Here is a 12,872-nt window from a genome sequence, read left to right on the forward strand (position 1 = left end):
GCGCAGGAGCGACGCCGCCTCCCCATGCTGCTGCTTACTGCTGAATCCCCGCCGTCTGCACGATGGTGCGATAGCGCCCGGTCTCGCGCTTGATGAAGCTGCCGAACTGCGCCGGGTTGGCGGGCGCCACTTCCACGCCGGCCTCGGCCAGCTTCTTCTTGACGTCCGGCATCGCCAGCACCGCCTGCATCTCGGTGTTCAGGCGCTCGACCACCGGCTTGGGCAAATTGGTCGGGCCCATCAGGCCGAACCACACGCCCATGTCCACGCCCTTGAGCGCCGGCGTCTCGGCCAGCGCGGGCACGTTCGGCGCCACCGGCGAGCGCTTGGCGCCGGTCACGCCGTAGGCCTGCACGCGGTTGGCCTGGATATGCGGCAGCGCCGACGACAGCACCATCACCGCCAGGTCGATCTGTCCGCCAAGCAGGTCGGTCGCCATGGCGGAAGCGCCCTTGTACGGCACGTGCGTGATCTCGACCTTCCCCTGCTGCTTGATCAGCTCGCCCGCCAGGTTCAGCGGCGTGCCGACGCCGGACGAGGCATACGACAGCTTGCCCGGCTGGGCCTTGGCCAGCGTGATCAGCTCGGCCGCGTTCTTCGCCGGCAGGCCCGGCTTGCCGACCAGCACCATCGGCTGGGTGCCGACGAAGGTCACCGGCGCCAGGTCCTTCTCGCCGTCATAGCGCACCGCCGGGTTGGTCAGGCGGGCGATCGACACTTCACTGCCCGAGCCCATCAGCAGCGTGTAGCCATCGGCTTCTGCCTTGACCACCTTGGACGCGCCGATGGTGCCGCCGGCGCCGCCCAGGTTTTCGATCACCACGCTCTGGCCCAGGCGCTTGCCCAGTTCCGGGGCGATGGTGCGGGCCACCAGGTCGACGCTGCCGCCGGCGGTGTAGCCGACCACCAGCGTGATCGGCTTGGTGGGCCAGGTGGCGGCGGCGGCGCTGGAAGCGGCGCCGGCAGAGGCGGCAAGGCAGAGTGCGGCAGCGGCCGCGCGCAGGGTGGTCTTCATGGTATTGGCTCGGGGTCCCGGAATCATGGTTGTGGACCGATGTTAGAAGCGCGGCACCGGCGCGGCGTGCGGCTTTGGCAACCACGGTTGCCGATTCGGCAATGGCACCAATGTCAGCGCAGGGACGGCTCAGCGCGGCGCCTGCACCGCCGCCTGCCAGAACGCCTCAGCCAGCGGCCGCATCGGCGCGCGCGGGCGGTACAGGCGGATGTCGAGCGCCAGGTCGCCGCCGTCGCCACCATCATCCTCGCGCGGGGCGGCGATGGCGCGCACCAGCCGGCCGTCGCGCAGGTCGTCGGCAATCAGCCGCGCCGGCAGCCAGGCCAGGCCCATGCGCTGGCGCACCATCTCGTGCACCGACTCGGCAAAGTCGCTGACCGCGATCACGTCCAGGCGCGGCGCCAGCTTGCGGCGCGCGATCTCCTGGTTGACCATGCGCCCCAGCGTCAGGGTCTCGGCGTAGGCGATCATCGGCACCGGCCTGGCCGCGGTCTTGCCGGCGGGCTTGCCTGTCCCCAGCCGGTGCAGCGGCGCGCCGCGCGCGTCAGCGGCGCTGACGCACACCAGCCGCTCCACGCCGGCCAGGTGGAACTGGTAGCGCGCGTCGTCCAGCATCACCGGCAGGTCGGGCGGGCTGTAGCACAGCAGGAAATCGGCATCGCCCTCGGCGAACATCGCCAGCGCGTCGTGCATCGGGAAGGTCGACAGGCGGGTGCGGAAGCCGGCCGCCGCGGGGTCATGGCGCAGCGCCTCGCGCAGGCTCGCGAGCCAGGCCGGCACCATCGAGCGCGCCAGCGTCTTGCCGGTGGCGATGGTCACGGTGCTGGCGTCGGCGCGGTGCGCGGCGCGCAGCGCCAGGCGGGTGTCGTCGAGCGTGCGCAGCGCGCTCTGCGCCGCTTCCAGGAACTGGCGCCCCTCGGCGGTCAGCCGCACCGGGAAGGCGCTGCGGTCGATCAGCGGGGCGCCGGCCCAGACCTCCAGCGCCTGCATGCGCCGGCCAAAGGCGGGCGGGGTCACGTTGCGCAGCTCGGCGGCGCGCGCGAGGCTGCCGGCCTGGGCCAGGCAGACGAAGTCTTCGAGCCAGCGGATATGCATGGGAAACGAGCGCTCGGGAGATGGGGAAAGGGGCAATGCCTTCATTATCGGCAAAACCCGCCGCGACTTTGCCTGCCGCGTTCCTCGGTTAGAATTTTTCGCATGACACTGACCCGGCGCCGCCAACCCTCGTCTTCGCCCCGCCAGGGGTCCGCCGCATCCGGACCGCCGGCCGCCCCGGAATACACCATCGACGAACTCGCGCGCGTGGCCGGCACCACGGTGCGCAACGTGCGCTCGTACCAGGACCGCGGCCTGATCGATCCGCCGCAGCGGCGCGGGCGCGTGGGCATCTACACCCAGGCGCACCTGGGGCGGCTCAAGCTGATCCACCACCTGCTGGCGCGCGGCTACACGCTGGCCAATATCACCGAGCTGCTCAAGGCTATCGTCGAAGGACACGACCTGCGTTCGATCCTGGGGCTGGAAACCGCCATCAGCAGCCCGTGGACCAACGAGACCCCGCGCCACTATTCCTACCTGGCGCTGGCGCGGCTGTTCGGCCGCGCGATCTCGCGCCCGGCGCTGGCCAAGGCGATCTCATTGGGACTGCTGGAACCGGACGGACTGGGCTACCTGGCGCGCAGCCCGCGCGCGCTGGCCGCCGGCGCCGAAATCGCGCACGCGGGCTTTGCGCTGGAAGACGTGCTGGAGATCATCGCGCAGTCGCGCGGGCATTTCCAGGCGGTGTCGGACCAGATCGTCGCCACCGTGGTGCGCGAGCTGGATCGGTTCGGCGAAGGCAAGCTGCCGCCGCCACAGGACGTGCCGCGGCTGGTCGACATCCTGTGGCGCATCCGCCCGCTGGCGCTGGTGATGGCCGAGACCGAGATGATGCGGGCGCTGGAGATCTCGGCCAACAAGTACCTGGGGGATCGGGTGGCAGCGATCATCGAGCATTTGCACGATGAGGAGGGCGGGGGCGGCGGGAAGCCTTAGCGCGCCGACGGTTTGCTCCCCTCTCCCGCGCGCGGGAGAGGGGCCGGGGGAGAGGGCAGGCGCTGGCATACCGCAGCCTTGAACTTCGTGGGGACACCGGCCCTCTCCCCCACCCCTCTCCCGCAAGCGGGAGAGGGGAGCTACGCCGTCAGCTTGTGAAGCGCCTCAGCTCTTATCCAGCTCACCGCCACGCCTATACCGCAACCATGTCGAAATCCGCTTTCGCCATGCCGCAGTCCGGGCAGCTCCATTCCGGCGGGACCGCGCCCCACGGTGTGCCGGGCGCGATGCCGTGCTCGGGCATGCCGAGCGCTTCTTCATAGATGAATCCACAAATGCGGCACTGCCAGATGGTCATGCCGTCCCCCGCAGCGAAGGTGCGCGGGTGGAGACGCCGGCGGCGCGCGCGGTGTCTTCGATCTCCCGCACCAGCGGATCGATGCGGGCCAGCTCGGCACGGTTGTCGTCGTCCCAGGGGTGGAAGCCGGGGCGGAAGTAGCTGAGCCATTCCGGGATCATGCGCGGCAGCGCGCCGGGCGATGCCCACAAAAAGCGCAGCGCGGTGCCGAACCCGCTCAGCTTGTTGCGGCAACCCTTGTCGCCCATCACCAGCGCGATATGGAACACGAACACCATGGCCCAGAACGTCACCGTGGTGGTCAGCATGGTGAAGGTGCGCACGAAGTAGCGGTACGGGCCGGGCTTCATCACCGTGTTCCAGACGTCGTAGGCCACCGCCTTGTGCTCGGTTTCCTCCAGCGCGTGCCAGGTCCACACCTGCCGGTAGCCCGCCTGCGAGTCCGCGCCCAAGTGGCGCACGTCCTTCAGCACGCCGCCAGCCAGCATCGCGGTGTAGTGCTCCAGCGCGATGGTATGCGCCAGTTGCCATGACTTGGGCAGGATCTTGCGCAGCAAATCCAGCAGCCACCACACCGCACGGTCCAGCGCCGCGGCGGGCAGGCCGGCGTCTTCCATCAGCCGGTTGTAGAGGATGTGCTCGCGCGTGTGCATCGCCTCCTGGCCGATAAAGCCGGCGATGGCGCGGCTCAGCTCGGGGTCCTGCACCTGGTCGCGGTAGTTGCGCACGCTGTCCATGAAGAAGCGCTCGCCGGCGGGGAAGAAGATCGACAGCGTGTTGAGGAAATGGGTGACGTGGCGGCCCCGCTCGTGCCAGTCGCTGATGCGCTCCGGCGGCAGGTGGGGATGCACGTCGCGGCGGACTGGCATCATGGCGGTCTCCTTGGATGGCAAGCTCATTGCGCTAAAAAGGGCAGCAGGTCTGCGGTCACGCGTTGCGGGTCTTCTTCCATCGGCACGTGCCCGAGCCCCGCATAGCGGCGCAGCTGCGCGCCGGGGATGCGCTCGGCGAAGGCCTGCGCGTGCGCGGGCGGGATCCAGCGGTCGCGCTCGCCCCACAGCACCAGCGTGGGCGCCCGCACGCCGCCGAGCAGGTGGGTGTCGAGCTGGGCGAAGTCGAGCTTCGGCACCATCTTGCCGACGGCCTCGCGGCTGCCTTCGGCATAGAAGAAGTCGACGTAGCGGCGGAAGGTGGCTTCGGGCACGCGCGCGGCATCGCCGTAGACGTCGCGCGTGGCGGCGCGGATGATGCACTCGGGCAGCAGCCAGGGCGCCGACCAGCGCACCGGCGCATGGCGGAACAGGTCGATATAGATCGGCAGCTTCATCGGGAAGCCGGCGGCATCGATCAGCACCAACTTGTCGACCGCGCCCGGCCGGCGCACCGCGAGGTCCCACGCGATCAGCCCGCCCAGCGAATTGCCGATGACGCTGGCCCGGCGCACGTCCACCGCGGCGAGGAAGGCATCGATGAAGTCGCGGTAGCGGTGCACGTCCATGGTCTCAATGCGCCCGCGCGCATCGCGCAGCGGTCCGGTCAGCCCGAACGGCGCCAGGTCCAGCCGCAGCACGCGATAGTGTTGCGCCAGCGCCGGCACGATGCCCTGCCACGTATGCAGCGACGCGCCGAAGCCGTGGATCAGCACCAGGGTCTCGCCATCGGCGGGGCCTTCGTCGGTGTAGTGCACCATCGCATCGAGCACGCGCACCCAGCGCGAGGCAGGCAGCGCATGGCGCTGCGCCAGCGTCGCGCGCGACAGGCTGAACAAGCCCACGCGGCCCTGCCCGAACCAGCGCGTCAGCGTGCCCGGCGGCGCCAGCAGCGCGGCGTCCGCTTCCATCGCGAGGCGGCTCACGGGCGCTCTCCCTGGCCCACCGGGGCGGGCGCGACCACGTTGCCGAGATCGCGCTTGCGGCGCGTCTCGCGCACCACCAGCGACTGGTAGGCGGCCGGCAGCAGCCGCGCCATGGCGTCGGCGGCGTAGGCGTCGGGGCCGATCAGCACGCGCCGGCGGTTGCGCCGCACGCCTTCCAGGATCACGCGCGCGGCCTTGTCGGGCGAGGTGATGAAGAACTTCTCGAACTCGTCCTTGCCGTGCTGCGCGTCGCGCACCAGGAAGCCATTGACGCTGGCCGAGACCCGGCTGGCCTGCGCGATATTGGTCTTGATGCCGCCGGGGTGCACGGTGGTGGCCGACACGCCGCAGTCCATCAGGTCCAGTTCCTGCCGCAGCGATTCGGTGAAGCCGCGCACCGCGTACTTGCTGGCGTTGTAGGCGCCCATGCCGGGCTGCGCGAAGATGCCGAAGATGCTTGAGGTGTTGACCACATGGCCGTCGCCGCTGGCCTTCAGGTACGGCAGGAAGGCCTTGGTGCCGTAGACGACGCCCCAGAAGTTGATGCCGATGATCCATTCCAGGTCGTCGTAGCTCATGCCCTCGACCGTGCTCGACAGCGCCACGCCGGCGTTGTTGAAGATCAGGTTGACGCGGCCGTGCGCGTCGGCGGCGGCCGCGGCCCAGGCGTAGACCGCGGCGCGGTCGGCCACGTCGACGGTGTGCTGCGTGACGCGGGCGTGCGGGGCCGCCGCCATGGCCTGCGCCGCGGTTTGCGCCAGTCCGGCCTCGTTACGGTCCGACAGCGCCAATTGGCAGCCCTCGCGCGCCAGCGCCAGTGCCAGCGCGCGGCCGATGCCCGAGCCGGCGCCGGTGATCGCGGCAACCTTGTTGCGGAAGTCCTTCATGTCCGGTCTCCTTCCGGTGTGCGTCGTTGTTCTGGGTGTAAGCGTGGGAAAGGCGCGTCCGTCATGCACCGGCAGCACTGGCGATGTCCGCCGGCTGCCGCGCGGCCTCGTCCGGCACGGCGCGGCGCACCGGGTACAGGTCGTAGTCGGTCATGCGGAAGCTGGCGGTGGCACGGCGGAACTGCCAGGTGAAGCCAGGCCACAGCGTGGTGTTGCGGCCGCTGCGCGGGTCGATGTACCAGCTGGCGCAGCCGCCGGCGGACCAGATCGCATGGCCCAGGCGCGCCTGCAGCCGTTGGTTGAAGCGGCGCTGCACCGGCTCGCGCACGTCCACCGCCTGTACGCCGTCGCGGCGCATCTGGCGCAGCGCGTCGGCGATATAGGCCACCTGCGACTCGATCATGAACACCATCGAGCTGTGTCCCAGGCCGGTGTTGGGGCCGACCACGAAGAACAGGTTGGGAAAGCCCGACACCGTGGTGCCGAGGTAGGCCTGCGCGCCGTCGCGCCAGGCATCGACCAGGTCGATGCCGCCGATGCCGGCGATCACGCCGCGCGGCAGCGGGTCGGTGGCATGGAAGCCGGTGCCGAGGATGATGCAGTCCGCCGGCCGCCGCGTGCCGTCGCGCAGCACCACCGCGTCGCGCTCGACCCGTGCGATGCCGGCGGTGACCACGTCGACGTTGTCGCGCGTGAGCGCCGGGTAATAGTCGTTGGAGATCAGCACGCGCTTGCAGCCAATGGTGTAGTCCGGCGTCAGCGCCGCGCGCAGCGCGGGGTCGCGCACCTGCCGCGCCAGGTGGCGGCGCGCGACGCGCTCGACCACCTTCATGATCTTCGGATGCAGCACGAAGCCCAGCACGCGCGACTCCAGCATCCAGTAGATGCCGGTGCGCACCAGCGTCTGCGTGAACGGCAGGCGTCGGAACAGCCAGCGCTCGGCGGCGCTGACCTCGCGGTCGGGCTTGGGCATGATCCACGGCGGGGTGCGCTGGTACAGGTCCAGCTGCGCCACCTGCGGCGCGATCTGCGGCACGAACTGGATCGCGCTGGCGCCGGTGCCGATCACCGCCACGCGCTTGCCGCCCAGCGCATAGGCGTGGTTCCAGTGCTGCGAGTGGAAGCATTCGCCTTCGAACGTGTCCAGCCCCGGGATGTCGGGATACGACGGCCGGCTCAGCCCGCCCATGCCCGACACCAGCACGCGTGCCCGCACCACCTTGCCGTCGGCCATCTGCAGCCGCCACAGCTGCGCGGACTCGTCCCAGGCGGCGTGGCGCAGCTCATGGTGCAGGCGCAGGTGCTGGCGCAGGCCGAAGCGGTCGGTGCAGTCCTCCAGGTAAGCGCGGATTTCCGGCTGGGTCGAGAACATGCGCGACCAGTCCGGGTTGGGCGCGAAGGAAAAGGAATACAGGTGCGACTGCACATCGCAGGCGCAGCCGGGGTAGTGGTTGTCGCGCCAGGTGCCGCCGACCGAGCCGGCTTTCTCGAACACAAGGAAATCGCGCTCGCCGCGCTCGCGCAGCCGGATCGCCATGCCCATGCCGGCAAAGCCGCTGCCGATGATGGCGATGTCGGTGTGCTCTGGGGCAGGGGGTGACTGTGGCGGCCACAGCGGCGACAACGCCGGCGGCAACTCCGCGGGTGCATTCATGCGCGCTCCTCACCTTTACGACAGTGTTTATTGTGACATTGATGGATGTCATCGTAGGAAGCGCGGCCGGGGTGGTCAATGCCGTGAATCGAAGGATGGTTCTAATTTTTGTGGTTTGCCAGCGGCGCCTGGCGCACATCAAACGGCGACAGAAGGCGGCATCGCGCCTTGCCACGGCGATGGCCGCGTGCGTTTGAAACCGCAGGATTTTTTCGCAGCTTCGCCGATGACGAAGGCGTGCCCGCAACAAACGGGCGTTAGGAAGTCCGGCCCTTGCGCCAGCCCTGCGGCGTTTCACCGGTCCAGCGCTTGAACGCGTGGGTGAAGGCGCTCTGTTCGGAATAGCCGAGCCGCATCGCGCATTGCGCCAGGCTCAGGCCGGGTTCGGCCAGGTACTGTTGGGCCAGTGCCTGCCGCACGTTATCCACAAGCTGTGAATAACTGATGCCCTGCGCCTGCAGCCGGCGCTGCAGCGTGCGCACCGGCAGGCCCAGGTGCGCGGCGACGTCGGCGATCGGCACCTCGCCATGCGGCAGCCGCGCGCGGATGCAGGCACGCGCCTGCGCCAGCGCGTCGGCACCGGCGGGCACGATCTGCTGCAACTGCGAGTCGGCGATGCGCGTCATCTGTGCCTGCATGCCGGCATCCGCCTGCAGCGATGGCAGGTCCAGCAGGGCGCGGTCGATATGCATGGCATGGCGCGCGGCATTGAAGACCACGGGACAGCCGAACACCTCGGCATGCAAACGGGTATCGGCGGGAGCGGCGTGCGGGAATTCGACCTGCGTCGCCACATGCTGGCTGCCGATCAGCCAGCGCGCGAACACCACCCAGGTGGCCATATGCAGCTCATGCGCATGGCGCGACAGCGGCCCATGCCGCGCTTGCCACGTCATGCACGCGGCCTGCGGCGTTTCGATCAGGCGGGTGCCGCCGATGTCGTTGGCCAGCACTTCATAGCGGATGCCCTGCAGGATGGCACCGCGCACGGTGGGCGTGGTCAGCACCACGTAGCCCATCTCGGCATAGTGGCGCGGCGCGAAGGCGGCGCCGGCGCGCAGGCCGACATCGGCATCGCCGGTGGCCTGCTCGAGCCAGTCCAGCAGCGCGAGATAGGCCGCGCCGGGAATGCGCGTGGCGGTCTGCGCCTGCGCGCCCGCGTCGAGCACCTCCGGCGGCACGCCGACGGCGCGCAGCTGCTCGGCCGGGGCAATGCCCTGGCGCTCGCCGTGGTCGAGCACGGCGCGCAGGTAAGCGAGCGAGACGGAGCCTGATGTGGTGTCGGCCTGCGTACCACCGGCACTGGCACCGCCATCGGGCGGAGTGGCGCGTGGCATCAAATCACCTGTCATGCGGGATCAAGACCGGGCACCGATCTTTATCCAAACTCCGGCTAGCGTCAATGCGGGCCTGCCCGCCCAGCACAGCGAAGACAAGAAACCGACGCAAGGAGACCCGATGCGCCCCAACCCTCATCACCGCCGCGCGGTGGCCGATGCCGATGCGCTGCACGCGCTGACGCGACGCGGCTTCCTCAAGGTGGGCCTTGGCTTCTCGGCCGCGCTGGCGTGTACCGCGCTGGTGCCGTCGCTGGCCGGCTGCTCGTCCGCCGATCCCGCCCCGCAGGCGGGCAGGTCGTTTCTGCTTTCGGACGACGTGGCGATGTTCCGCGCGCTGCTGCCGGCCATCGTCACCGAACTGGCCGAAGCGCCGCCGCCGCGCCAGGCCGCGCTGGCGCACGACGCGCTGCGCAATATCGACGCGACCTGCGCCGCGATGGGCGCGGGCGCGCAGGCCGAGCTGCGCAAGCTGTTCGGCCTGCTGGCCAGCACCCCGCTGCGCTGGGCGCTGGCCGGCATCCGGCAGGACTGGAGCGCTGCCACGCCGGCGCAGGTGCAGGCCTTCCTGGCGCGCTGGCGCGCCAGCCGCCTGGCCACGCTCAATGCCGGCGCGCTGGTGCTGGTCAAGCTCACCAGCGTGGGCTACTACGCGCTGCCGGCCGCGTGGGCCGGCAGCGGCTATCCCGGCCCGAACGCGGCCGTCTACCGGGCGCTGCACGCCTGATCCCGCCATGGCCATCGACAATCTCTACGATGCCGGCATCGCCGCGGGCTGGAAAGTCTTCGACGCCAGCACCTTCACCGCCACGCGCACGCTCGATGCCGACGTCGTCATCGTCGGCAGCGGCGCCGGCGGCGGCATCAGCGCCGAGGCGCTCAGCCGCGCCGGCCTGCGCGTGGTGCTGCTGGAGGAAGGCGCGCTGCGCACCTCGGACAGCTTCCGCGACATGGACGAGAACCGCGCCTACCGCGAGCTGTACCAGGAGGCCGCGGCGCGCACCACCGCCGACGGCGCCATCGCCATTCTGCAGGGCCGGGCGGTCGGCGGCAGCACCACGGTCAACTGGTCGTCGAGCTTCCGCACGCCGCCGCAGACGCTGGCGCACTGGGCCTCGCACCACGCCGTCACCGGCCACGGCGAGGCCGAGATGGCGCCATGGTTCGACAAGATCGAGGCGCGCCTTGGCATCGCTCCGTGGGCGCTGGCGCCCAACCCCAACAACGACGTGCTCCGGCGCGGCTGCGAGACGCTGGGCTGGGAATGGCACGTGATCCCGCGCAACGTCAAGGGCTGCTGGAACTCGGGCTATTGCGGCTTCGGCTGCCCGGTCAACGCCAAGCAATCGATGCTGGTGTCGACCATTCCCGCGGCGCTTGCCAGCGGCGCAACGCTGGTGCACCGCGTGCGCGTGCGCACGCTGGACCATGACGGCAAGCGCGTGCGCTCGGTCACCGGCCAAGCGCTGGGCGCCGACGGTTATACCCCGACGGGCGTCAGCATAGTTGTGCGAGCCAGGCACGTGGTCGCCGCCGGCGGCGCCATCAACACGCCGGCGCTGCTGCTGCGCTCGCTCGTGCCGGACCCGCATCAGCGGTTGGGCGTACGAACGTTTATCCATCCGGTGAATATCAGCATCGCAAAGATGCCAGAGCGCATTGATCCCTATTATGGCGCGCCGCAGTCGGTCGCCTCCGACCACTTCCAGTGGCAGCACGGCGCGACCGGGCCGATGGGCTACAAGCTGGAGGTGCCGCCGATGTTCCCCGGCATCAGCGCGGGCGTGGTCAACGGCGTGGGCGAGGCGCTGCGCCGCGACATGGCGCAGCTGCCGCATACCAACGCGATGCTGGCGTTGCTGCGCGACGGCTTCGTGCCTGACAGTCCGGGCGGACGCGTGCGCCTGGCGCCCGACGGCAGCCCGCTGCTCGATTACGAGATGACCGACTACGCCTGGGACGGCGTGCGGCGCGCGTGGCTGAGCATGGCGCAGGCGCAGTTCGCCGCCGGCGCGGAACGCGTGCGGCCCGCGCATGTGGACGCCGCCGACTACCGCAGCTGGCCCGAAGCGCGCGAGGCCATCGCGCGGCTGCCGCTCAAGCCGTTCCGCACCGCGCTGTTCACCGCGCACCTGATGGGCGGCTGCGGCATGAGCGACGACCCGCGCGGCGGCGTGGTCGACAGCCGCGGCCGCCATCACCAGCTGGCCAACCTGTCGGTGTTCGACGGCTCGGTGTTCCCGACCAGCGTGGGCGCGAACCCGCAATTGTCAGTGTTCGCGCTGAGCGCGCAGAACGCCGACACGCTGGCGCAAAACCTCACGTCATGATGGATTCGCGCGAGTCCGGCACTGCCTTGTCTGGCTGCGCAGCCATGCGGCCAGCGTGCCCGCTGCATGGCGCGGCAGACAATGTCGTGCGATTGCCAACACAACATCGGCTTTTAGAATGCCCATTCCAATTCAGGTCTTGTGAAACGCCCGAAGCCGTGGATAGGCTTCGTACAGCTGTTTCAAGCATCCGTATGCCGTCAGAGCAGGGAGCGGACAGCGCAGCAAATTGCACAGGGGTTTATCGCGGTACAGAAGAGAGAAGCGCCCCCATGAAGACCGGCAAAAGCTCGGCAGGAGACACCAAGGCCCGGATTCTCGACGCCACGGAAAAGCTGTTCACCGAGGTCGGCTACGAAGCCACCTCGCTCAGGCAGGTCACGTCGCGCGCCATCGTCAACCTGGCCGCCGTGAACTACCACTTCCGCAGCAAGGACATCATGATGCACGCCGTGCTGAGCCGGCGCCTGGACCCGCTCAACGCGCGGCGCCTGGCGCTGCTCGATGCGTGCGAAGCGCGCTGGCCCGGCCACGCCATCCGCTGCGAACACGTGATGGGCGCGCTGTTCGTGCCCGCGCTGCAGATGGCGCGCGACCCGGCGGTGGGCGGGCCGTCGTTCCTGCGGCTGCTGGGACGCGTGTATTCCGATACCTCGCCCTTTATCCAGCAATATCTGCTGGAGCACTACGCGCCGGTGTACGGCCGCTTCTTCGATGCCTTCGCGCGCGCCATTCCGGCGCTGCCGCGGCACGAGCTGGGCTGGCGCCTGCAGTTCGCGCTCAAGGCCCTGGCCGGCGTGCTCGCCGGCGAAGAACTGGCGAGCCTGCTGCCCGCGTTCACCCAGGGCCGGCAGATGAGCGATGCGCACGTGCTGGCCCAGCTCACGGCGATGGTCGAGGCCGTGCTGAACGTGGCGCAGCCCGGCGCGGACCAGCTCTCGGCGCTGCAGTCGGTGTTCGAGCTGGGCGAAGAGCAGCAGCACGCGGGGCAGCACAGCGAGCAGCGCGCCAGCAGCCCAGCCAATGATCCGGATGCCAGCGTGGCCGCGACCGCGGCCACCATGGATGAGGCGGCCAGCCATGCCGCCGCCGCCCTCGGCAAGGCCCGCACCAGCGCACGCATCGTGCGCAACGCGGGCACCAAGCGTGCCGCCGTGACCAGCGTGCCGGTGCGCGGGCGCGAGCACACCGTGAGCTTTCCCAGCAACCCGCTGGATGACTGGATGCGAATGCGCACCAGGACATAGCGGCACGCGCCGAGGCCGGTTACCGCCGGCACGGCGCCACCGCGCTCGCGCAACCTGAACCGTCGATCCACCCAGCGGGGCCGCGCCGCGGCCTCGTGGACCCCGTGCGCCCGGCCGTGTGCCGCCAGCGCTGCGGTGACCTGTTCGTTTTGCCC

Annotated in this window: 12 protein-coding genes; 4 read left to right on the plus strand and 8 right to left on the minus strand. The window is 70.0% G+C overall.

The genetic code is table 11. The annotated features are described in order from the left end of the window. Window positions 1–34: 34 nt before the first annotated feature. Together C7416_RS20565 and C7416_RS20570 are read right to left on the minus strand one after the other, a co-directional pair. Window positions 35–1,015 (minus strand): Bug family tripartite tricarboxylate transporter substrate binding protein, encoded by a 981-nt coding sequence (locus tag C7416_RS20565; protein WP_111520631.1) that lies wholly within the window; start codon window positions 1,013–1,015, stop codon window positions 35–37. A gap of 129 nt (window positions 1,016–1,144) precedes the next feature. Further along, entirely contained in the window at window positions 1,145–2,110 is a 966-nt protein-coding gene (locus C7416_RS20570) for a LysR family transcriptional regulator (protein WP_111520632.1), read from the minus strand. A 102-nt stretch (window positions 2,111–2,212) separates the two neighbouring features. Here C7416_RS20570 and C7416_RS20575 point away from each other — a divergent pair, with 102 nt between their 5' ends. Beyond that, window positions 2,213–3,049, plus strand: a complete 837-nt coding sequence (locus tag C7416_RS20575) for a MerR family transcriptional regulator (protein ID WP_111520633.1) — start codon at window positions 2,213–2,215, stop codon at window positions 3,047–3,049. 193 nt (window positions 3,050–3,242) lie between these two features. Here the strand turns inward: C7416_RS20575 and C7416_RS20580 are convergent, their stop codons facing one another. The 6 genes from C7416_RS20580 to C7416_RS20605 form a co-directional block, all read right to left on the minus strand. Next, window positions 3,243–3,407, minus strand: coding sequence for a rubredoxin (locus C7416_RS20580; protein WP_111520634.1), 165 nt, complete (start codon window positions 3,405–3,407; stop codon window positions 3,243–3,245). Continuing rightward, entirely contained in the window at window positions 3,404–4,279 is an 876-nt protein-coding gene (locus tag C7416_RS20585) for a metal-dependent hydrolase (RefSeq protein ID WP_111520635.1), read from the minus strand. The genes C7416_RS20580 and C7416_RS20585 overlap by 4 nt, the downstream gene beginning before the upstream one ends. 23 nt (window positions 4,280–4,302) lie before the next feature. Then, the gene (locus tag C7416_RS20590) at window positions 4,303–5,262 is read right to left on the minus strand and encodes an alpha/beta fold hydrolase (protein WP_111520636.1); all 960 of its coding nucleotides are present in this window, start codon (window positions 5,260–5,262) and stop codon (window positions 4,303–4,305) included. Next, on the minus strand, window positions 5,259–6,149 hold the full coding sequence (locus C7416_RS20595; RefSeq protein WP_111520637.1) for an SDR family NAD(P)-dependent oxidoreductase: 891 nt from the start codon (window positions 6,147–6,149) through the stop codon (window positions 5,259–5,261). Before C7416_RS20595 ends, C7416_RS20590 begins: the two co-directional genes overlap by 4 nt. A gap of 61 nt (window positions 6,150–6,210) precedes the next feature. Further along, window positions 6,211–7,803: a flavin-containing monooxygenase gene (locus C7416_RS20600; RefSeq protein ID WP_111520638.1), complete on the minus strand. Its 1,593-nt coding sequence runs from the start codon at window positions 7,801–7,803 to the stop codon at window positions 6,211–6,213. Between the two features lie 257 nt (window positions 7,804–8,060). Beyond that, a complete protein-coding gene (locus C7416_RS20605) occupies window positions 8,061–9,140 on the minus strand; it encodes an AraC family transcriptional regulator (protein WP_111520639.1) in 1,080 nt (359 codons plus the stop codon). A gap of 121 nt (window positions 9,141–9,261) precedes the next feature. Between C7416_RS20605 and C7416_RS20610 the strand changes: the two genes are divergently transcribed. The 3 genes from C7416_RS20610 (at window position 9,262) to C7416_RS20620 (ending at window position 12,717) form a co-directional block, all read left to right on the plus strand. Beyond that, window positions 9,262–9,867: a hypothetical protein gene (locus tag C7416_RS20610; RefSeq protein WP_111520640.1), complete on the plus strand. Its 606-nt coding sequence runs from the start codon at window positions 9,262–9,264 to the stop codon at window positions 9,865–9,867. Between the two features lie 7 nt (window positions 9,868–9,874). After that, window positions 9,875–11,470 carry a GMC family oxidoreductase gene (locus C7416_RS20615; protein ID WP_111520641.1) on the plus strand — a complete coding sequence of 532 codons (1,596 nt, stop codon included), beginning with the start codon at window positions 9,875–9,877 and terminating at the stop codon, window positions 11,468–11,470. A gap of 272 nt (window positions 11,471–11,742) precedes the next feature. Then, the gene (locus tag C7416_RS20620; protein ID WP_111520642.1) at window positions 11,743–12,717 is read left to right on the plus strand and encodes a TetR/AcrR family transcriptional regulator; all 975 of its coding nucleotides are present in this window, start codon (window positions 11,743–11,745) and stop codon (window positions 12,715–12,717) included. Window positions 12,718–12,872: the final 155 nt, after the last annotated feature.

The organism is Cupriavidus phytorum (assembly GCF_003254285.1).
Lineage (GTDB): Bacteria > Pseudomonadota > Gammaproteobacteria > Burkholderiales > Burkholderiaceae > Cupriavidus > Cupriavidus phytorum.